This is a genomic window from Nonomuraea sp. NPDC052265 (assembly GCF_044547985.1).
Lineage (GTDB): Bacteria > Actinomycetota > Actinomycetes > Streptosporangiales > Streptosporangiaceae > Nonomuraea.
Window position 1 is genome coordinate 28,175 of the sequence record NZ_JBIUBJ010000021.1, and the last position, 20,012, is coordinate 48,186.

The following is a 20,012-nucleotide window of genomic DNA, read 5'->3' on the forward strand; positions in this document are numbered from 1 at the left end:
TCGCCCGGGTTCCCGTACTTCCTTCGGAGCCGTCAGGGGCGGGCCGTCACGTCGTTGACCGGGCTGCGCGGCGTCTGCCCGGTCAGGACGCGTACGGCCTCTTCGGCGGCGAAGCGCCGGACGAACTCGATCGCCTCCTCCGAGTAGTAGGCCGCGTGCGGAGTGACGATCACGTTGGGCAGCGTGAACAGCGGGTTCTCCGGCCGCCAGTCGCGCTGTTTGGCGGGCTCCTCCTCCAGGTCGTCCAGGGCCGCACCGGCGATCCAGCCCTCGGTCAGCGCCTGGTGGAGGGCCGTGTCCTCCACGATCGGGCCGCGCGCGGTGTTGACGAGGATCGCGGTCGGCTTCATCCTGCGCAGCGTCGCGCGGTCGAAGGTGTGGTGCGTCCCAGGGGTGAGCGGCGCCTGGATCACCAGGTGGTCGGCGCCCTCCACGAGCTCGTCGAACGACACCGGCCGCACGTGGCGCGACAACATCTCCGAGTCGTCCAGGAACGGGTCGTGCGCCCAGACCTCGACGCCGAAGGCCCGTGCGCGTACGGCGATGAGCTGGGCGATGGCGCCGAAGGACAGCAGCCCGAACACCCGCCCCCGCAGCCGCCGGATCGGCTCCCCGGTCTGCCACCGCCACGTGCCCCGGCGGGTGGCGCGGTCGTACTCGCAGATCTTGCGGACGGCGGCCAGCCAGAGCGCGACGGCGTGGTCGGCGACCTCCTCGGCGCACCACTCGTTCGGCGCGTTGGTGACCTGGATGCCGCGCCGGGTCGCGGCCTCGACATCGACGATGTCCACGCCGGTGCCGTAGCGGGCGATCACCCGGCACCGGGTGAAGGCGTCGACGGCGCGCGAGCCGACCCGGGCGTACTGGGTCAGGACGCCGTCGGCGTCCCGGCCCTTCTCGATCACCTCGTCCTCGCTCTTGCACTGTTCGGCCAGGAGCTCGAACCCGGCGCCCTCCACGATCGCGCGTTCGATGTCCACGTCGCCGAAGTCGGAGTCGGCGATCATGATCGTGCCTCTGGCGTCAGTGCGAGTCACGGGGAATCCCCTTGGTGTGTACGAGGTCCTGGTACGACAGGGCCAGCTCCAGGCAGCCCCCGCTGTCGAGCTGCCCGACCGTGGCCCGGTAGATCTCCTGCCACGGGGTCTGGTTCTCCAGCGCCGGCGGCGTGTGGCGGGCCCACCGCTCGGCGATCTCCTCCTCGGTCAGCAGCACGTCCACGCGCGCGTTGTCCACGTCGACGCGGATGAGGTCGCCGGTGCGCAGGATGGCGAGGTTGCCGCCGGCGGCGGCCTCGGGGCTGGCGTTGAGGATGGACGGCGCGTCGGAGGTGCCGCTCTGGCGGCCGTCGCCGAGCGTGGGCAGCGTGGTGATGCCCAGCCGCAGCAGCGCGGACGGCACCTCCATGTTCACCACCTCGGCCGACCCCGGGTAGCCGATCGGCCCGGTGTAGCGGATGACGAGGATGCAGCGCTCGTCGACGCCGAGGGCGGGGTCCTGGATGCGGGCGTGGTAGTCCTCGGGGCCCTCGAAGACGATGGCCCGGTAGTCCGACACCGCGCGGAACTCGTCGGTGAGGACCGAGGTCTTCATGACCGCGGAGTCGAACAGGTTGCCCGTCATGATGAGCAGCCCGCCGTGCGCGGCCAGCGGATCGTCGAAGGGGCGGATGACCACCGGGTCGGCGGGCGGGGCGTCGGCCAGGTTCTCGGCCACGGTACGGCCCGTGACGGTCACGGCGTCGCCGTGCAGGCGCCCGGCCGCCAGCAGCGACAGCATGACGGCGGGGACGCCGCCGGCGCGGTAGAAGTCCTCGCCCAGGAACTCGCCGGCCGGGGCGACGTCGGCCAGCACCGGGATGTCGGCCCCGACGCGCTGCCAGTCGTGGATGGTCAGCGGCACCCCGGTGTGCCGGGCGATGGCGTTGATGTGGATGGGCACGTTGGTGGAGGCGCCGATGGCCGAGGCGACCACGATCGCGTTCTCGAAGGCCCGCATGGTCATGACCTTGCGCGGGGTAAGGTCCTCGCGCACCAGCTCCACCGCCCGCAGCCCGGTGTCGTACGCCATCTGCGCCCGGCGGCGATAGGGCGCCGGGATCGCCGCGCAGCACGGCAGCGACATGCCCAGCGCCTCGGCCAGGCTGTTCATCGACAGCGCGGTGCCCATCGTGTTGCAGTGGCCGACGCTGGGCGCGGAGGCGGCCACGCGCGCCATGAACTCGTCGTAGTCGATCTCGCCGGTGGCCAGCAGCCGCTTCGACTGCCAGATCACCAGCCCCGATCCGGACGCGGCCATCCGCTGCCCCTGGTGGTAGCCGTTGACCATCGGCCCGCCGGACAGGACGATCGCCGGGAGGTTCACCGTCGCCGCCGCGGCCAGGCACGCGGGCGTGGTCTTGTCGCAGCCCGTCGTCAGGACGACCCCGTCGAGCGGATATCCGTAGAGCACCTCGACCAGCCCGAGGTAGGCGAGGTTGCGGTCCAGCGCGGCGGTCGGGCGTTTGCCGGTCTCCTGCAGCGGATGGACGGGGAACTCGAACGGGATGCCGCCGCCGTCGCGGATGCCGTCCCTGACGCGGTCGGCGAGGGCGAGGTGGTGGCGGTTGCAGGGGACGAGGTCGCTGCCCGTCTGGGCGATGCCGATGATCGGCCGGCCGGACTGGAGCTCCTTCGGGGTCAGCCCGAAGTTGAGGAAACGTTCGAGGTACAGCGCCGTCATCTCCGGATTGCCGGCGTTGTCCCACCACGCCTGGCTGCGCAGGCCGCCGTCCTCGGGATGCCCGGTCGGGCGCATCGGCTGCTCCTCGCTCGCGCGGACCCGCCGCATCCGGCCGGGTGATGTCGTACGGCACGCCGCCCGGCGGGCCACTCTCCCGGCGTGGCCTACCCCGTCACCCTGACCGCGTAACGCCTCAGATCATCGCCGCCATCACCTGCTCGACGCTGGTGATCTCGGGAAACGCCACGAGCCACCAGGTCGCGCCCGCGTCCTCGTACGGGCCCGGGTGCTCCCCCGGCGGGACGCCGACCGCGACCTCGAAGCCCGACAGCCCGCCGCGGTGCCGGGCGACGACCTCCAGCATCTGCCGGAGCCCGGCCGGGGTGGTCTCGGGGCAGAGCCCGTCGAAGCGCGCGGCGCGGCGCAACGGCGCCTGCTTGACCGACCGGGCGGCGACCCAGACGGGGATCCGCGGCCGCTGCACGGGCTGGGGCTGGAACGCCAGGCCGTCGACGCGGTAGTGGCGGCCCTGGTGGTGGACGGGCAGACCGGTCCAGAACCGGCAGATGACGTCGAGGCTCTCGTCGAGCATCTCCGCCCGGACGCGGGGGTCGCGGGTCTCGCCGAGCCTGCTCAGCTCCCCGCCGTCGTCCGAGCCCAGCCCGACGCCGAGCACCATCCGGCCGCGGCTGAGGTGGTCGAGGGCGGCGGCCTGCCTGGCCACGTCGTGCGGCCTGCGCCGCGACAGCGGCGTGACCCTGGTGCCGATGCGGATGCGGTCGGTGGCGGCGGCGATCGCGGCCAGGGCGGTCCAGGCGTCGCAGACGGGCAGGCCGGGGCTCCGCGGGCGCACGACGTGGTCCCACAGGAAGACGCCGTCGAACCCGGCGTCCTCGGCGCGGGCGGCCAGGTCGGCGAGGATGTGCGGGTCGGCCAGCTCCCCGAACGGCGGCAGGTGGAGTGCGCGGCGCATCACAGCAGGCCCTTCAGATGCGGAGCGGTACGGCTTCGCGGGCTGGCGGCGACCTGCGCCGGCGTGCCCGCGGCCACCACCGTGCCCCCGGCCGCCCCGCCTCCCGGCCCCAGGTCGATGACGTGGCCGGCGGTCGCCACCACCCGCATGTCGTGCTCGGCGACCACGACCGTGCCGCCGCCGCCGACCAGGTCGTGCAGCCGGTCCATGAGGACGTCGGTGTCGTGCGGGTGCAGGCCGGTGGACGGCTCGTCGAGCAGGTAGATCGTGGACTCGGCGCGGCGGCCCTGCAACTCGGCCGACAGCTTGATGCGCTGGGCCTCGCCGCCCGACAGCTCGGTGGCGGGCTGCCCCAGCCGCAGGTAGCCGAGCCCGACGTCGTGCAGCGTCTCCAGCGGGCGGACCACGGCGGGGACGTCGCCGAAGAAGCCGGTGGCCTCGTCGACCGTCATGTCCAGGATCTGGGCGATCGTGCGGTCGCGGTAGGTCACCCGCAGCGTGTCCGGGTTGTAGCGGGCTCCGCCGCAGTCGGGGCAGGGCGCGTACGTGGTGGGCAGGAACAGCAGCTCGACGGCGACGTAGCCCTCGCCCTGGCAGGTCTCGCAGCGTCCGCCGGGCACGTTGAAGGAGAACCGCGCGGGGCCGTACCCGTGGGAGCGGGCGCCGTCCGTGGCGGCGAACAACTTGCGGACGGTGTCGAACAGGCCGGTGTAGGTGGCCAGGTTGGAGCGCGGGGTGCGGCCGATGGGCTGCTGGTTCACCCAGACCACCCGGCGGTCACCGGCCGCCTCCTCGGCGACGGCCGCCAGCAGGCTGCTCTTGCCCGCCCCCGACACGCCCGTGACGGCGGTGAACGCGCCCAGCGGCACGTCGACGTCGACGCCGCGCAGGTTGTTGCGGGTGAGCCCGCGCAGCTCCAGCAGGCCCGTCGGCCGGTGGGCCGGGCGTCGCGGCACGACGGTGTCGAACAGATGGCGGCGGGTCACCGACGCGGCGACCTCGCGCAGCCCGGGAACCGGCCCGCTGTAGAGGACGCGCCCGCCGTCGCCGCCCGCGCCGGGGCCCACGTCGACCACCCAGTCGGCCTGGCGCACGACGTCCATGTCGTGCTCGACGAGACAGACGGTGTTGCCGCTGTCGCGCAGGCGGCGCAGGAGCTCCGACAGGGCGGCGGAGTCGGCGGGGTGGAGGCCGGCCGACGGCTCGTCGAGGACGTAGACGACCCCGAACAGCCCGGCGCGGAGCTGGGTGGCCAGCCGGATGCGCTGCAACTCGCCGCCGGACAGGGTCGGCGCGGGCCGGGCGACGCTCAGGTAGCCGAGCCCGAGCTCGTCCAGCACGTCGATGCGGTCGAGGATGTCGCGGGTGAGCGCCCCCGCCGGACCTGGTTCGCCCCGGTACGGGCGGAGCACTCCGGCCAGCTCACCCATCGGCATCGCGGCCAGCTCGGCCACGGTGCGGCCCGCGTACGTGACCGCCAGCGCCTCGGGACGCAGCCGCCGCCCGCCGCAGACCGGGCACGTGCGGGCGGTCATGAACCGCTCGGCGCGCTGCCGGCTCTTCTCGCTGGCCGACGACGCGTACGCCTTGAGCACCAGCCGCCGCGCGCTGGCGTACTTGCCCTGGTAGGGGCGGTGGATCCGGCCCGCCTCGCGCACGGGGTGCACGGTCACGACCGGCTCCTCGTCGGTGAACAGGATCCATTCGCGCTGCTCGCGCGGCAGGCTGCGCCACGGCGCGTGGATGTCGTGGCCGAGCGTCGCCAGGATGTCGCGCTGGTTCTTGCCCTGCCAGGCGCCCGGCCACGAGGCGATCGCCCCCTCCGCGATGCTCAGCGACGGGTCGGGAACCAGCGACTCCTCGGTGACCTCGTGCAACACCCCCTGCCCCTGGCACTCCGGGCACGCGCCGGCGACGGTGTTGGGCGAGAACGCGTCCGAATCCAGGCGCTCCGCGCCCTCGGGGTAGGCGCCGGCGCGGGACATCAGCATGCGCAGCGAGTTGGACACCCGGCTCAGCGTGCCGACCGTGGAGCGCGCGGACGGCACCGAGCGCCGCTGGCCGAGCGCGACCGCGGGCGGCAGGCCGGTGATGTCGTCGACGTCGGGCATGGGCAGTTGCTGCAGCAGCCGCCGCGCGTATGGCGCGACCGACTCCAGGTAGCGGTGCTGCGACTCGGCGAAGATCGTGCCGAACGCCAGCGACGACTTGCCCGACCCCGAGATCCCCGTGAACGCTACGAGCGCTTCGCGCGGGATCGTGACGTCGACGCCCCGCAGGTTGTGCACCCGCGCGCCGCGCACCCGGATGCCGCCGCCCCCCTCGTCTTCCACTCTGTGCAATCTACCCGTCGCCCCCTGTGGACCGTCGCGGCGGGATCACGCCCTCAGCGGACGCAGCGCGGAGCCCCAGGCGAGGACCTGGTCGAGCACGGCGTTCAGCCGGTCCTCGTGGGCGGCGGCGGGCTTGAAGCCGTCGGCGAAGTCGGTGTGGAGCGACAGCCCGACCTGGTTGGACACGGTGGCCACGCTGAGCAGGCCCAGGACGTGCCGCAGGTGCGAGATCGCCCGGGGCGCGCCGTCCACGCCGTAGCCGACGAACCCGGCCACCTTGTCGGTCCATTCCGCGTACAGGAAGTCGAGGGCGTTCTTGAGCGCGCCGGGATAGGAGTTGTTGTACTCCGGGGTCACGATCACGAACGCGTCCAGCGACGAGACCGTGGCCGACCAGCGTCTGGTGTGCTCGTGCTGGTAGTTGCCCATGGCGGGGTGCTCGGGTTCGTCCAGGTTGCCCAGGTCGTAGTCCTTCAGGTCGATGAGCTCGTACTCGGCGTCGCCCCGCTTGGCCGCCAGGTCGCGGACCCAGTGCGCCACGGCCTCGCCGTTGCGGCCGGGACGGGTGCTGCCAAGGATGATGCCTACCTTCAGCATGTCTGTGCTCCCTCAGTTCGGTGACAGGAACCAGCGTAGGAAGAGCGGCTGAGATACTGAATGCGCTGCCATCCACTATTTATAAGCCAGCGTCTCAACCCATAGACTCGTTGCCCATGGACGTGCTGAGCGACGTGATGGCCTTCATGCGCTGCGGGCGCGCCACCTCCTCCCGCATCTCCTGGCGGGCGCCCTGGGGGGTGGCCTTCCACTCGGTGCCGGGGTCCGCGGGGTTCCAGGTGGTGCTGCGCGGGTCCTGCTGGCTCATCCCTCCCGACGGGGAGCCCGTTCCGCTGAGCATGGGCGACGTGGTGTTCCTGCCGCACGGCGACCGATTCGCGCTGGCCGACGACCCCTCCAGGACGCTGGTCGAGTCGGACTGCGAGCCGCACTCGGAGCTGTTCGCCTCGGCCGGCTTCGGCGGCACGGGGGCCGAGACGGTCGTGCTGTCCTGCGGCTACCGGCTCGACCTGGACAGGACCCACCCGATCCTGGGCTCGCTGCCCGGCGTGATCCACCTGCCCGCGACGCTCGGCAGCCACCCGGAGCTGCGGGCCGCCGTCGAGCTGCTGGCCGCCGAGATCGACAACCCGCGGCCCGGCACGGACACCGTCGTGTCGTCCCTGCTCGACATGTTGCAGCTGTACGTCCTGCGGGCCTACTTCGAGACCCAGGACGAGCCCTGCACGGTGTCCGGCTGGGCCTCCGCGCTGGCCGACCCCGTCGTCGGCCGCGCGCTCGACGCCATCCACCGCGACCCGGCCCAGCGCTGGACCGTCGAGTCGCTGGGCGCCCACGCGGGCATGTCCAGGGCCGGCTTCGCCCGCCGCTTCACGGGGCTGGTGGGGCAGCCGCCGCTGGCGTACCTGACGTGGTGGCGGCTGATGAGCGCGGCCCGTCTGCTGCGCGAGTCCGACGCGTCGGTGGCACGGGTGGCCGAGCAGGTGGGGTACGGCTCGGAGTTCGCCTTCGGCAACGCCTTCAAGCGCGAGTTCGGCGTCGCCCCCGGCCGCTACCGCCGCCGCTCGTCGGCGGCCTGACCCCCGGGACGCCACGCAGGATCAGGGCCCCCATCGTTCCTGGGCGTACTGGCGGCGGACTCCGGCGGACTCGCCGATCCGGGTCCAGGAGCGGCCGTCCTTGCGGGCCGCGCGCACCGCGGCGTCCAGGTGACCTTGGGCGCGGCGCACGGCCTCGGCGGCCTGGCGGACCTCGACGAGGCTCGGCGGGTCGAGGTGGGTCTCCCACTCGGCGCGGATCGCGACGGCCACGTCGTCCGGGGCCGCGCCGGACAGCAGGCACTCGCTCAGCGCGTAGATGCGCCGGGCCGCGAAGTCGTGGCGTATCTGGGCCACGCGTTCCCACAGCGGCCCCTGCCATCCGCAGGCGCAGTGGCCGCGCCAGCCGATCGCGGTCCGGCCGTCCACGACGTCGCCGCGGCCGTAGCCGATGCGGCCGTCGGAGTCGATCGGGTGCACCCTGGCCCCGCCGTCGGCCGGCCCGGTGGAGACCCGCCCGTCGGGGAAGACGGCGGCGTCCCAGCCTTCGTGGCGCCTGTCGTCGCCCTCCCACCACCTCATGGCCCGCCCTTCCAGAGATCGTCCGGATCACCTGGCGCCTCCATGGTGGCAGGCGATCCCGGCCCTTGCGAGGGCCCGCGGATTACGGTGCCGCGGCGGCGGGATATCGGACCGGGCGGACCGCCGGTGCACGACCCACCACGCCGTCCAGGACGAGCTCGCCCGCCTCTATCCGCGGGCGACGGTCGCCAGGGACGTCCTGTACGTCGAGGACGACCGGATCGTCACCTCGGCGGGCGTGGCCGGCGGGATCGACGTGGCGCTGCACCTGGTGACCACCCGGTACGGCCCGTACGCCTGATCGAGACCCGGTTCACCGAGCGGCTGCCGCTGAGCCTGCCGGCCGGGGCCGCGGGATGCAGCGAGCGCACGGTGACCCGGCTGTTCAGGCGCGCGACCGGGCTCACCCCGCCGGCCTACCAGACCGCCCTGCGGCTGGAGCGGGCCGAACACCTCCTCGGCCGCGGCGCGACCGCCGAGGTCGCCGTGCGCGAGGTGGGCTTCGCCGACACCCGGATGTTGCGCCGGCTGCGCGCCCGCACGGCGGAAACGGACCCCTCACCCCTACAGGAACCCACGAAAGTGGATAATCCGGATCATGGGAAAGACCTACGACCGGATCGACGGCCGGTTGCGCACGTTCATCGAGTCACAACCGATCTTCTTCACGGCGACGGCTCCCCTGTCCGGCGACGGCACGGTCAACCTCTCGCCCAAGGGCCTGAAGGGCTCCTTCGCCGTCCTGGACGACCACACCGTGGCCTACCTCGACTTCGCCGGCAGCAACGCCGAGACGATCGCCCACCTGCGCGAGAACGGCCGGGTCACGCTGATGTGGTGCGCCTTCGACGGCCCGCCGAACATCGTGCGCGTGCACGGCCGCGGCGAGCCGGTCTTCCGCGACGACCCCCGCTGGACCGGGCTGCTGCGGCACTTCCCGGACATCGACCCGGTCCCGCACGGCCTGCGCGCGATCATCGTCGTGACCGCCACGCTGATCCGCGACACCTGCGGGTACGCCGTCCCGTTCATGACCTACGACGCCGACCGCCCGCTGCACGCCTCCCGCTTCGCCCGTGAGGACGACGAGTCGCTCGACGCGTACTTCCACAAGAAGGAGCACGTCGCGACCAGCATCGACGGCCTCCCGGGGCTGCCGCTCCCCCTGCCCGCGCTCCCCCGCGACGTCTGAGGGCGCGAGCCCGCCGTCCGGGGCGCGGCGAGGGCCCGCGCCGCGGGTCCGTGAAAACATCTGATCGGCATGGTCGTTCGCACGGAAGGTTGTCCCGATGCCGCCCGCGTTCACCGCAGGGGAGAAGGCCCGCATCACCGCCCTGTTGCTGGAGAACGGCGAGAAGCTGTTCACCGGCCAGGGGCTGCGCAAGACGTCCCTGGAGGAGCTGATGGCCCCCACGGGGGTGGCCAAGAGCAGCTTCTACGTCTTCTTCGACTCCAAGGAGGCGCTGTACCTGGAGCTGATGCTGCGCCGGTCCGGCGAGGTCAGGCGCCGGGTCATCGACGACGCGCTGATGAGCGCCGACGACCCCCGCGAGGGGCTGCGCCGGTTCCTGCGCGCCACCGTCGAGGAGCTGTCGGTCAACCCGCTGTGGCGCCGGCTGATGACCCATCCGGAGGAGATGCAGGCGGTGGCCCGCAAGCTGGACCCCGAACGGGTCGCCGCGATGTCCGGCAGCCCGGCCGCCGCCCTCACCGAGTACGTCACCGCCCGCCGGGCCGAGGGCGAGCTGGTCGCCGCCGAGCCCGCCGTCATCATCGGCGTGCTGCAGTGCGTGCTGCTGGTGCCGATGTTCGCCGAACGGCTCGGCGACCCGGCGCTGCACCCCAAGATCCTCGATCTGCTCATCGACATCGTCGCCTCGGGGCTGGCCCGGCCCGGAGGATGACCTCCCGGGGGTGGAGATAACTACAGGGAGAGTCGAGAGTCAGCCCCAATGGCCGCCGCCGCGCGATCGGCGAGGCTCCTGGACATGGCAAACACCTACCTCGCCGGCGGTCGGCGAAAGTACGGCTGGCTCGCGGCAGGAATCGCGCTCGGGCTGTTCGGCACGAACAGCGAATGGGCGGTCCCGCTCGCCGGATGGTTGTTCTCCATCGGACTGATGCGGTTCACCCGGAGCTCGGGCGTGCCGGCCGGGCTCGCGTGCGTCGGCCTGTCGGCCACCGCGACGACGGTGGTCCACGTCGCGGCGGCGGGCCAGCTCGGCGTCCCGCCGATCCTGCTCGGCTGCCTGCTGCTGAGCCTGGTCCTGAGCCTGCCGCTGCTGGCCGACCGGCTGCTCTTCCGGCGGCTGAGCCCGTTCCTGGGCACGCTGGTCTTCCCGGCCGCCCGGGTGACGGTCGAGTTCCTGGTCGCGGCGATCAGCCCGCTCGGCACGATCTTCGGGCCGCTGGCCGCGACGCAGTCGGCGAACCTGCCGCTGCTCCAGACGGTGTCCGTCACCGGCATCTACGGGATCAGCTTCCTGATGGCGTGGGCCGCGCCCGTCGTCAACCTCGCGCTGGAACGGCGGCCGGCCTGGCCGTCGATCCGGGCCGTCACGCTGACGTACGCCTCGGTGCTCGTCCTGGTCCTGCTCGGCGGCGGCCTGCGGCTGGCGACCGCGGCGAGCGCGCCGGAGCTGGTACGCGTGGCCGGGATCAGCGCCTCGCTCGCGGCCGAGAAGCGCATGCGGGAGATCGACAACTTCCACACGCCGCAGGTCCTGCCCGAGCAGAAGCCGACGCTGCGCAAGGCGTTCGCGGTGCTGGACGACGACCTGTTCGCCCGCACCCGGACCGAGGCTGACGGCGGCGCGAAGATCGTGGCGTGGGCGGAGACCGCCGCGGTCGTGCTCGGCGAGGACTACCCCGGCTTCCTGCGGAAGGCGCAGGACCTGGCCAGGGAGAAGCGTATTTATCTTGACATGGGCGTCGCCGTCATCCTCGACGGGCGGCCGCGCTCCCGCGACCTCGCCGTGCTGGTGACCCCCGACGGCCGGGTGGCGTCGGTCTTCGACAAGGCCCATCCCGTGCCCGGCATGGAGGACCTGCGGCCGGGCGACGGGGTCGTCCCGGTGACCGGCACGCCGTTCGGCAGGCTGGCCCACGTCATCTGCTTCGACGCCGACTTCCCCGCGACGCTGCGCACGCGCGCCGACATCATGTTCGTCCCGGCCAACGACTGGAAGGGCATCGAGCGTACGCACGCCGCCAACGCGGTGTTCCGCGCCGTCGAGAACGGCTACAGCCTCGTCCGGCAGACCAGCAACGGCCTCGCGATCACCGTCGATCCCTATGGCACGCCCCTGGCCAGGACGGACTACTTCGGCACGGCGCAGCAGAGCATGGTCGTCTCCGTGCCGACGCGCGGCACCTGGACGTTGTACGGCCTGGTCGGCGACCTGTTCGCCGGGCTGTGCGCCGCGGCGGTCGCCGGGCTGGCCGGGCTCGCCGTGCTCCGGCGGACGGCGTACCGGGGCTGACCATGGGATTTCCGGAGGAAGGTGCGATGATGCCACGGGCGCGCAACGCGAGGACGAGGACGACGGGGAGACGAGGGGTGAAGGCGAGACTCGTGACGCCGGTGCTGGCGCTGGCCATGATCGGCCTCTCGGTCGCCGGCGTCGTGGCGGCCGTCCTGGTCGTGATCAGCGCGGTGCCGGCGGTGGCCGGCCTCGGCCGGTGGGTGTTCCCTCCGGCGGTGTCGCTGCTGCGGACGGTCGCGGACGCGGCCCGGCGGCTGGCGGGCCGGATCGGCGTACGCGTCGAACGTCCCTACGGACCCGGGACGGACACGGCCGCGCTGCTGAGGGACCCGGCGACCTGGCGGGACGTGCTCTGGGGGGTCCTCGACCCGATCATGGGCACGTGGGCGTCGGCGCTGGCGGTCGGCATGCCGCTCTACGGCCTGTACGGCGTGGCCGTGCAGCCGTTCGTGTGGCGGGCCAACGCCCGCGCGGGCGGCGCCAACGCCTACGGCGTCATCCACGTCACCTCGACGGCCGCCGCGCTGGCGGCGATCCCGGTCGGGCTCGCGCTGATCGCGCTCGGCCTGTACATCGGTCCGATGCTGCTGGGCCTGCGTGCCCGGTGGGCCGGCGCACTGCTCGGGCCGTCGCGGACGTCCGCGCTGGAGCAGCGGGTCGAGACGCTGGTGGAGACGCGCGCGGACAGCGTGGACGCGCAGGCCGCCGAGCTGCGCCGGGTCGAGCGCGACCTGCACGACGGCGCGCAGGCCCGGCTGGTCGCCCTGGGCATGGGGCTGGGCCACGCCGAGCGGCTGTTCGACGAGGACCCCGACGCGGCCCGCGCCCTGCTGGCCACGGCCCGCGAGTCCTCCTCCAAGGCCCTGGACGAGCTGCGCGACCTGGTACGCGGCGTGCATCCGCCGGTCCTGGCCGACCGCGGCCTCGCCGACGCGATCCGGGCCCTGGCGCTGGACTGCCTGCTCGACGTCGAGGTGTCCTCCGACCTGGCCGGACGGCCCGCGCCGCCGGTGGAGTCGGCCGTCTACTTCGCCGTCAACGAGCTGCTGGCGAACACCACCAAGCACGCCGGCGCGGCGACCGTGCAGATCACGCTCGGCCACCGGCACGGGATCCTGAGCTGCGACGTCGTGGACGACGGCGGCGGCGGCGTCGATCCGGCCGACGGCACCGGGCTGCGCGGCATCCAGAGCCGGCTGGCCGTCTTCGACGGGACGATCGCCGTCGACAGCCCGCCCGGCGGGCCCACCCGGGTGCATCTGGAGGTGCCGTGCGCGATCAGGTCCGAGTAGTCGTCGCCGAGGACCTGTTCCTCATCCGGGACGCGCTGGTCCGCATGCTGACCGAGCACGGTTTCACGGTCGTGGCCGCGGTCGACAACGGGCCGTCGCTGCGCAAGGCGCTGGCCGAGGAGCGGCCGGACGTGGCGGTCGTCGACGTGCGGCTGCCACCGTCGTTCACCGACGAGGGGTTGCAGGCGGCGATCCAGGCGCGCCGCGAGCGGCCCGGCTTCCCGGTGCTCGTGCTGTCGCAGTACGTGGAGCAGCTCTACGCCCGCGAGCTGCTGGCCGACGGCGCCGGGGCGGTCGGCTACCTGCTGAAGGACAGGGTGGCCAACACCGGGCAGTTCATCGACGCGGTCACCTCGGTGACCCGGGGCGGCACGGCGATGGACGCGCAGGTCATCGCCAAGCTGCTGACCCGCGGGGACGCGCGCGGCCGTACCGGCGAGCTGAGCCCGCGCGAACGGGAGGTGCTGAGCCTGATCGCCGCCGGACGTTCCAACACGGCGATCGCGCACCAGCTCGTGATCTCCGCCAGCGCGGTCAACAAGCACATCTCCAGCATCTTCGGCAAGCTCCAGCTGCCCGAGTCCGAGGACGACAACCGCCGGGTGCTGGCCGTCCTCGCCTACCTCAACCGCTGACCTCTCCGGGGCCGATCGGCCGCCCGGCCTCACAAACCGGGCGGCTGTCCCGTCGATCACTGTGGAGGCGCCGGTCTTCCCGCCGGGTCTCCTGTCACGAGTGAGGAGAGGCGACATGCCGGCAACCGAGGAAGCCCGCAACAGGGAGACGTACCAGCGCTTCCACGACGCCGTCAACAGCGGCGACCTGGAGGTGATCTCCAAGGCGGCCGAGGAGTTCCTCCACCCGGACGCGCGGTTCCACACGGCGGAGGGGGGCGCTCTGCCCGCAGTGCAGGCCCAGAAACGCGTCTGGGACGTCCTGCTGCGGGCCTTCCCCGACATTCACGTGTCGGTCGAGGACCTGATCGTCACGGAGGACAAGATCATCTCCAGGCAGAAGGTCACCGGGACCCACACCGGCGAGTACCGGGGCAGGCCCGCGACCGGCCGGGCGGTGGCGTACGACGAGATCTTCATCGCCCGCCTCTCCGACGGCCGGATCACCGACCTGTGGGGGGTCGTGGACCTCTACGCCCAGCTCCGGCAGCTCGGCTTCGTCGAGGAGCAGGCGCCGGTCCGGTAACACCCGGCCGTCGCGGGCCGGCGGCGGCCCCGCGACGGGCTGGCCTCCGAGGGGTGGGAGCGTCCATGATCGGTTCATGCTCAGCACCAGTGAGGGCACGCCCGCGAGTGCCTACGTGACCCGCCGGCCCCTGCTCGCCGGGGCCAACCCGTACGTCACCCTGTACGACGGCGACACCCCCACCGGGTACGCCTCCCTGTGGCAGGTGGACTGGTCCACCCACGGCGCCGGGGCGGTCCTGGTGGTGTGGACGCCCGCCGCGCTGCGCGTCGCCAGCGACGACGCGCGGCTGGGGGCGTGGATCGAGGAGCGCTTCGTACGGCACTTCGACGAGGCCACGGCGCTGCCGTCCTGGCCCGTCGCGCGGGTGGAACGGGCGGACGTGGAGCTGCGCGTCGACCCCGCCACGGGCGCGCACGCCACGGGGGCCGGGATGTCGGTCGCCATCACCGGGCCGCTGGACGCCAGGCCGTTCGCGATGGCCGACTTCCCGCTGCTGGGCCTCAGCCACGGGCTGTCGATGCAGATCATCCCCTGCGAGCACGCCTCGATCACCGTCGACGGCGTCCCCGTGCCGGGTGCTCCGGCCGTCACGCGGCCCGGCGGGCGGCCCGTCTCCTCGGCCATCACCACCGTCCACGAGGCGTGGAGCGTGTGAGAGTGAGCCCGTGCTCGACGGCGCCCCCGCGGGGCGGCGAGCCTGCCCGGCGCCTAGGAGGGCGAGAGGCCCGCGGTGACCTTCTCCGCCCAGGCGAGCTGGCCGCGCAGCCGGGTCGAGGCGCCGCCCTCGTGGCCGTTGAACGGGTGGACGACGATCTCGGCGGGCCCGGCGTAGGCGTTGAACGCGGCGTAGACGGTGGACGGCGGGCACACCTGGTCCATCAGGCCGACCGAGAACAGCGCGGGGGCCGTGGCCCTGGCCGCGTGGTTGACGCCGTCGAAGTAGGACAGGGTGTCGAAGGCGCGGTCCACGGCGTGCCGGTTGGCGGCGCAGAACCGGGTGATCTCGGCGTACGGCTCGGTGCCGACCAGTTCCACGCCGCGCCGGAAGTGGCACAGGAACGGCACGTCGACGAGCGCGCCCGCCACGTCCCGGCGCAGGCCCGCGACGGCCAGCGCCAGGCCGCCGCCCTGGCTGCCGCCGGCCACCAGGATCCGGGACGGGTCGATCGCCGGATGGGCACGGGCCGCCTCCACGGCCAGGACGGCGTCGGTGTAGAGCCTGCGGTAGTAGTACCCGTCGCGGTCGGGCAGTCCGTGGGTCAGCATGCCCTGGGTCGCGCCGAGGGGGTCGGGGGTGGCCCCGACGTGCTCGGCGGACAGCAGGCCCTGGCCCCTGGAGTCCATGACGAGCGTGGCGTACCCGGCGGCGGGCCAGGTCAGCCACGAGTACGGCTCTCCCCTGCCCCGCCCGTACCCGAGGTACTGCACGACGCACGGCAACGGTGTGGCGGCGGCCGGCAGCACCAGCCAGCAGCGGATGAGGGCGCCGCCGTACCCGGCGAAGGTGACGTCGTACACCTCCACCAGCGGCAGGCCGGCGTCCACCGGCGTGAACGCCGGGGCGGCCGGGGGGTGCGCGTCGAGGGTGGCCGTCCAGAAGTCGTCGAAGTCGTCCGGGCGGGCCACGTCGGGACGGTAGGCGACGAGCTCGTCGAGCGGCAGGTCGAACAGCGGCATGGGGTCTCCCTGGGGTCGCGGGTGAGGCGGTGGGCGGCCGTGGCCGCCGGGTGTGAAGGGCGTCAGTTCTTGACGGTGACCGCGACCCCGAACCGCTCCTGGATGTCCCAGGTGCGGGGGATCTGGTACGGCGAGGTCATCGGCTCCCCGGTGTCCACCCAGACGCCGAAGTTCATGATCGCGACGACGCTCTGGTGCTTCTTGGCCAGGTCGTAGTAGACCCGCTGGACGGCCTCGATCTTCTCGTTGGTGTCGTACCGGCCGGTGTACCGGGCGACCGCGGTCGGCGGGAACAGGTAGGTGCGCCTGGCGCCGCCGGTCATCCGTTCGAGGGTGGTCAGCATGCCGTCGAGCTTGGCCTCGTCGGCCGCGTAGTCGTCGACGCCGACCCAGTCGACCTCGGCGGGGATGAGGGTGGAGGGCTTCACGTCCTGGTTGGCCAGGGTCAGCATGATCGGGTACGGCCCGAAGCCCTTGCCCGGCGCCATCGACGCCTTGACCGCCGTGGCCATGGTCTGCAGGTCGGCGTTGGTGACGCCGTAGATCTGCGGCTCGTCCTTGAGGTAGATCGCCCCGATCCGGTCCTTGTACGGCTTGACCATCTCGACGAACGCCTTCCAGCGGTTGAGCGAGGCGTCGATCGGGCAGACGTTGTCGCCCTTGCAGGTCTCCGGCGGGAAGAACTCCTCGCCGACGTACAGGGCGCACGAGCGCGGCGGGCAGCCGGCCAGGTCGGCGACCTTGTAACCGCCGCCGGGGACGTCCCAGTCCGGGGAGACGCTGATCCAGTGCAGGTTGGCGAAGCCGGTGACCTCGGGCAGGTGGTTGCCCCAGCTCCGCAGGGCGTCGGTGGCGAAGTAGCCGTAGTACTCCACGTTCGGGTAGAGGTCGACGCGGCTGACGGTCAGGTCGTCGGCGGTGCTGACCTGCTTGTCGTCGCTGACGTACGCGCCGAGGTAGAGGTAGGGCTTGGGGACCGGGGTGCCGAGTCCGGTGGTGCGGGTGACGCCGTTGACGGTGGCGGTGACGGACGGGTCGGCCTTGGACGCCCCGGCGACCGCGAGGGTCACGTGGAAGCCGTCGCCCGTCCGGGTGGTCTTCAGGGGGCTGCTCCACAGGACGTTGCCGGCGCGGAAGAGCTGCACCTCGCCGTTGCGCGCCACGGTCAGGCCCAGGCGTACGTCGCCGTTGGTCACGTAGCCGCTGGAGTCCCGGTTCTGGGAGAGCATGATCGAGCTCCAGTCGCCCGGAGTGCCGCGCAGCTCGGGGTCGGGGTCCACCGTCACCGAGATCGTGTAGGCGTCGTCCTGGCCGGGTGAGACGGGGGCGTCCAGGCGGACGGCCGAGCGGCGCAGCGCGAACGACAACTTGCCCGGAAAGTCCGGATGGTTGACCTGCGAGTAGTACGGCGGTGGCTGGTCGAAGGACAGCCAGTCGCCGGAGACGCGGGTGTAGGCCGAGGTGCCGAGCGGCGGTTGCCGCTTGGCCAGCGCGTCGTTCAGGCCGTAGCCGGGGTCGGTGTCCTGGGCGTCGTCGAAGGTGTCGGCGAAGCGGGAGAGGCGGCTGACGGTCAGGTCGTCGGCGGTGCTGACCTGCTTGTCGTCGCTGACGTACGCGCCGAGGTAGAGGTAGGGCTTGGGGACCGGGGTGCCGAGTCCGGTGGTGCGGGTGACGCCGTTGACGGTGGCGGTGACGGACGGGTCGGCCTTGGACGCCCCGGCGACCGCGAGGGTGACGTGGAAGCCGTCGCCCGTCCGGGTGGTCTTCAGGGGGCTGCTCCACAGGGCGTTGCCGGCGCGGAAGAGCTGCACCTGGCCGTTGCGCGCCACGGTGAGGCCGAGCTGGACGTCCGCGCTGGTGACGTACCCGACCGAGGACGGGCTGCGCGACAGCATGACCGAGCTCCAGTCACCGTCGGTGCCGCGCAGCTCGGGGTCGGGGTCCAGCGTCACCGAGACCGTGTAGGCGTCGTCCTGGTCCTGGGCGAGGGGGGCGTCCAGGCGGACGGCCGAGCGGGCCAGGGCGAAGGACAGCTTGCCCGGGTAGTCCGGATGGTTGACCTGGGAGTAGTACGGCTCGGGCGGGGTGGCGGTGGTCCACGAGCCGGACACGCGGGTGTAGGTGACGCCGCGCGCGGCGCCGCTCTGCCGTGCTCCGAGGGAGTCGTTGAGCCCGTACGTGGGGTCGATGTCGTGGGCGTGCTCGAAGGTGTCGGTGAGCTGCGGGGTCACGGCGGCGGTGGCCGGGGCGGGCAGGGCCGTCAGACCGGAGGCCACCAGGGCCAGGCATAACAGGGTGCGTTTCATCGAAGCGCCTTTCGCAGGTCGTGGCGGGCGAGGCGGGCCGCGGCCATGGCGCCGTCGCCCGCGTGGCTGATCGGGGCCGCGGGCCAGCGGGCGGCGGCCTGCCGCCGTACGGTCGCGGCCAGCGGGGACCCGGCGCTCAGCAGGCCGCCGCCGAGGACGAGTGGCGAGCCTTCCCCCGGGTCGCGGACGGTGTCGAGGGTGGCCAGCAGGTGGGCGGCGGCGCGGGCGAGCACGTCGGCGGCGTCGGGGTCGCCCTGGAGGGCGAGGCGGGCCACGACGGGGGCCAGCGCCGCCATGACGGGGACCGGGGCGGCGTGCACCGCCTCGATCACCTTCCCCGCGGCGGCCCGGTCCGCGGCGACGCCCCCGGTGAGCTGCCGCAGCACGGCGACGGCGAGCGGCGGGAGGGGTGCGGGTGGGGAGGGGGCGGGGGGTGTGAGGTCGATGGTGCGGAGGGTGCGGCGGATGGCCTGGCGGCCGATCCACACGCCGGAGCCGAGGTCGCCGAGCAGCCAGCCGTGCCCGTCGGCGCACCGCGCCGTCGTCCCGCCGGCGATCCGGCAGGCGGCGGCGCCGGTGCCGCAGACCAGGACCGTGCCGGAGTCCTGCTCGGTGCCCGCCGCGAAGGCCAGCTCGACGTCGCTGACCAGCCGGGGCGCGCTGCCGAGCCCGAGCCGGGCCCACAGCCGGTCGAAGTCGGCGGCGTGCCGCCCCATGCCGCCGGCCAGCCCGATCACCCCGGCCCGTACGCGCCCCGGGTCGAGCCCGTTCAGCGCCTCGCGCACGGTCGCGCCGACCCTGCCCACGGCCGCCGCCCCGTGGGCGACCGGGTTGCCACCCTCGCCCGACGCCCTGGCGAGCACCGTGCCGTCCAGGCTGGCGACCAGGGCGCGGGTGGTGGTGCCGCCCACGTCGAGGCCGAGGACGAGGGTCATTTGACCGCCCCTTCCGTCATGCCGGCCTGGATGTGCCGGTGGAAGGCGACGTAGACGGCCAGCATGGGCAGGATCGACATGCTGAGCGCGGCGAACAGGGCTCCCCAGTCGGCGCTGTAGCCGGTGGCGGTGGAGATGTCGGCGATGCCCTGGGTGAGCACCCATTTGTCCCGGGCGTTACCGCTGAGCAGGATCAGCGGCAACTGGTACTGGTTCCACTGGCCCAGGACGTTGAAGACGGTGATGCCGGTCAGGGCGGGCCGCGCCATGGGCAGCATCACCTGGAGGAACACCCGCGTGTGGGAGGCGCCGTCCATGAACGCCGCCTCGGCCACCGAGCCGGGCAGCGTGCGGAAGAAGGCCGTCAGGAAGAACACGGTGAACGGCAGCGAGTAGGCGATGTAGACCAGCACCAGCCCGCCGCGCGTGTCCAGCCCGATGAGCGGCCCGATCAGCGGGATCGAGCCGCTGTTCCGGACCACGAAGAACAGCGGGGTCAGCGCCAGGTAGACCGGGAAGGCCATGCCGGAGACGAACAGCAGGTACACCGCGCCGCTGCCGCGGAAGGGGTAGCGGGCCAGCACGTACGCGGCCATCGAGCCCAGGATCATGGTGCCCGCCGTGGACAGCGCCACGACGATCACGGTGTTGACCAGGTACGTACCGATGTGCGCCTGCTCGAAGGCCCGCACCCAGTTGCCGGCCCGCAGCCGGGCGGGCAGCGTCCAGGCGGGCCCGAAGATCTCCGCGGTGTCCTTGAAGGAGGCCAGCAGGGTCCAGGCCATCGGGACGACCACCAGGACCGTCCAGAGGGCGAGCACCACGTGCGCCGACCGGCGGAGCCCGAGCTCGCGCCGGGCCGGGCTCGCGGCGCGCCGCCCCACGGCGGGACGGACGTCGACTGCCATCG

Annotated in this window: 19 protein-coding genes and 1 pseudogene; 10 read left to right on the top strand and 10 right to left on the bottom strand. The window is 73.1% G+C overall.

Annotated features, from left to right (window positions below; all coding sequences use genetic code 11):
- Positions 1 to 32: 32 nt before the first annotated feature.
- From ACIHAD_RS39500 to ACIHAD_RS39520, 5 genes are all read right to left on the bottom strand, one after another.
- Positions 33 to 1,037 (bottom strand): C-terminal binding protein, encoded by a 1,005-nt coding sequence (locus ACIHAD_RS39500; protein ID WP_397359897.1) that lies wholly within the window; start codon positions 1,035 to 1,037, stop codon positions 33 to 35.
- A complete protein-coding gene (locus tag ACIHAD_RS39505) occupies positions 1,024 to 2,796 on the bottom strand; it encodes an IlvD/Edd family dehydratase (protein ID WP_397359898.1) in 1,773 nt (590 codons plus the stop codon). Before ACIHAD_RS39505 ends, ACIHAD_RS39500 begins: the two co-directional genes overlap by 14 nt.
- Before the next feature lie 118 nt (positions 2,797 to 2,914).
- Complete coding sequence (locus ACIHAD_RS39510; protein ID WP_397359899.1) at positions 2,915 to 3,694, bottom strand: LLM class flavin-dependent oxidoreductase; 780 nt, start codon at positions 3,692 to 3,694, stop codon at positions 2,915 to 2,917.
- The gene (locus ACIHAD_RS39515; RefSeq protein ID WP_397359900.1) at positions 3,694 to 6,027 is read right to left on the bottom strand and encodes an ATP-binding cassette domain-containing protein; all 2,334 of its coding nucleotides are present in this window, start codon (positions 6,025 to 6,027) and stop codon (positions 3,694 to 3,696) included. The genes ACIHAD_RS39510 and ACIHAD_RS39515 overlap by 1 nt, the downstream gene beginning before the upstream one ends.
- Positions 6,028 to 6,072: 45 nt before the next feature.
- A complete protein-coding gene (locus ACIHAD_RS39520; RefSeq protein WP_397359901.1) occupies positions 6,073 to 6,624 on the bottom strand; it encodes an NADPH-dependent FMN reductase in 552 nt (183 codons plus the stop codon).
- A 116-nt stretch (positions 6,625 to 6,740) separates the two neighbouring features.
- Here ACIHAD_RS39520 and ACIHAD_RS39525 point away from each other — a divergent pair, with 116 nt between their 5' ends.
- Entirely contained in the window at positions 6,741 to 7,664 is a 924-nt protein-coding gene (locus ACIHAD_RS39525) for an AraC family transcriptional regulator (protein ID WP_397359902.1), read from the top strand.
- A 21-nt stretch (positions 7,665 to 7,685) separates the two neighbouring features.
- Here ACIHAD_RS39525 and ACIHAD_RS39530 read toward each other — a convergent pair whose 3' ends face one another.
- Entirely contained in the window at positions 7,686 to 8,204 is a 519-nt protein-coding gene (locus ACIHAD_RS39530) for a hypothetical protein (protein WP_397359903.1), read from the bottom strand.
- Here ACIHAD_RS39530 and ACIHAD_RS39535 point away from each other — a divergent pair.
- From ACIHAD_RS39535 to ACIHAD_RS39575, 9 genes and pseudogenes are all read left to right on the top strand, one after another.
- Positions 8,203 to 8,505 carry a hypothetical protein gene (locus ACIHAD_RS39535; RefSeq protein WP_397359904.1) on the top strand — a complete coding sequence of 101 codons (303 nt, stop codon included), beginning with the start codon at positions 8,203 to 8,205 and terminating at the stop codon, positions 8,503 to 8,505. The genes ACIHAD_RS39530 and ACIHAD_RS39535 overlap by 2 nt on opposite strands.
- Positions 8,506 to 8,576: 71 nt before the next feature.
- Positions 8,577 to 8,705: pseudogene (locus tag ACIHAD_RS39540) on the top strand (AraC family transcriptional regulator); the annotation flags it as partial.
- A 97-nt stretch (positions 8,706 to 8,802) separates the two neighbouring features.
- Complete coding sequence (locus ACIHAD_RS39545) at positions 8,803 to 9,396, top strand: pyridoxamine 5'-phosphate oxidase family protein (protein ID WP_397359905.1); 594 nt, start codon at positions 8,803 to 8,805, stop codon at positions 9,394 to 9,396.
- A gap of 97 nt (positions 9,397 to 9,493) precedes the next feature.
- On the top strand, positions 9,494 to 10,108 hold the full coding sequence (locus ACIHAD_RS39550; RefSeq protein ID WP_397359906.1) for a TetR/AcrR family transcriptional regulator: 615 nt from the start codon (positions 9,494 to 9,496) through the stop codon (positions 10,106 to 10,108).
- Between the two features lie 84 nt (positions 10,109 to 10,192).
- Positions 10,193 to 11,686: a nitrilase-related carbon-nitrogen hydrolase gene (locus ACIHAD_RS39555; RefSeq protein WP_397359907.1), complete on the top strand. Its 1,494-nt coding sequence runs from the start codon at positions 10,193 to 10,195 to the stop codon at positions 11,684 to 11,686.
- 77 nt (positions 11,687 to 11,763) lie between these two features.
- Positions 11,764 to 12,981, top strand: a complete 1,218-nt coding sequence (locus tag ACIHAD_RS39560; protein WP_397359908.1) for a sensor histidine kinase — start codon at positions 11,764 to 11,766, stop codon at positions 12,979 to 12,981.
- A gap of 44 nt (positions 12,982 to 13,025) precedes the next feature.
- Positions 13,026 to 13,616 (top strand): LuxR C-terminal-related transcriptional regulator, encoded by a 591-nt coding sequence (locus ACIHAD_RS39565; RefSeq protein ID WP_397359994.1) that lies wholly within the window; start codon positions 13,026 to 13,028, stop codon positions 13,614 to 13,616.
- Between the two features lie 115 nt (positions 13,617 to 13,731).
- On the top strand, positions 13,732 to 14,181 hold the full coding sequence (locus ACIHAD_RS39570) for an ester cyclase (protein ID WP_397359909.1): 450 nt from the start codon (positions 13,732 to 13,734) through the stop codon (positions 14,179 to 14,181).
- A gap of 76 nt (positions 14,182 to 14,257) precedes the next feature.
- On the top strand, positions 14,258 to 14,839 hold the full coding sequence (locus ACIHAD_RS39575) for a hypothetical protein (RefSeq protein ID WP_397359910.1): 582 nt from the start codon (positions 14,258 to 14,260) through the stop codon (positions 14,837 to 14,839).
- A gap of 53 nt (positions 14,840 to 14,892) precedes the next feature.
- Here ACIHAD_RS39575 and ACIHAD_RS39580 read toward each other — a convergent pair whose 3' ends face one another.
- From ACIHAD_RS39580 to ACIHAD_RS39595, 4 genes are all read right to left on the bottom strand, one after another.
- A complete protein-coding gene (locus tag ACIHAD_RS39580; protein WP_397359911.1) occupies positions 14,893 to 15,861 on the bottom strand; it encodes an acetylxylan esterase in 969 nt (322 codons plus the stop codon).
- A 62-nt stretch (positions 15,862 to 15,923) separates the two neighbouring features.
- Positions 15,924 to 18,167 (bottom strand): hypothetical protein, encoded by a 2,244-nt coding sequence (locus ACIHAD_RS39585; RefSeq protein ID WP_397359912.1) that lies wholly within the window; start codon positions 18,165 to 18,167, stop codon positions 15,924 to 15,926.
- Entirely contained in the window at positions 18,164 to 19,102 is a 939-nt protein-coding gene (locus ACIHAD_RS39590; protein WP_397359913.1) for an N-acetylglucosamine kinase, read from the bottom strand. Before ACIHAD_RS39590 ends, ACIHAD_RS39585 begins: the two co-directional genes overlap by 4 nt.
- Complete coding sequence (locus tag ACIHAD_RS39595; RefSeq protein WP_397359914.1) at positions 19,099 to 20,010, bottom strand: carbohydrate ABC transporter permease; 912 nt, start codon at positions 20,008 to 20,010, stop codon at positions 19,099 to 19,101. Before ACIHAD_RS39595 ends, ACIHAD_RS39590 begins: the two co-directional genes overlap by 4 nt.
- Between the last annotated feature and the right edge of the window lie 2 nt (positions 20,011 to 20,012).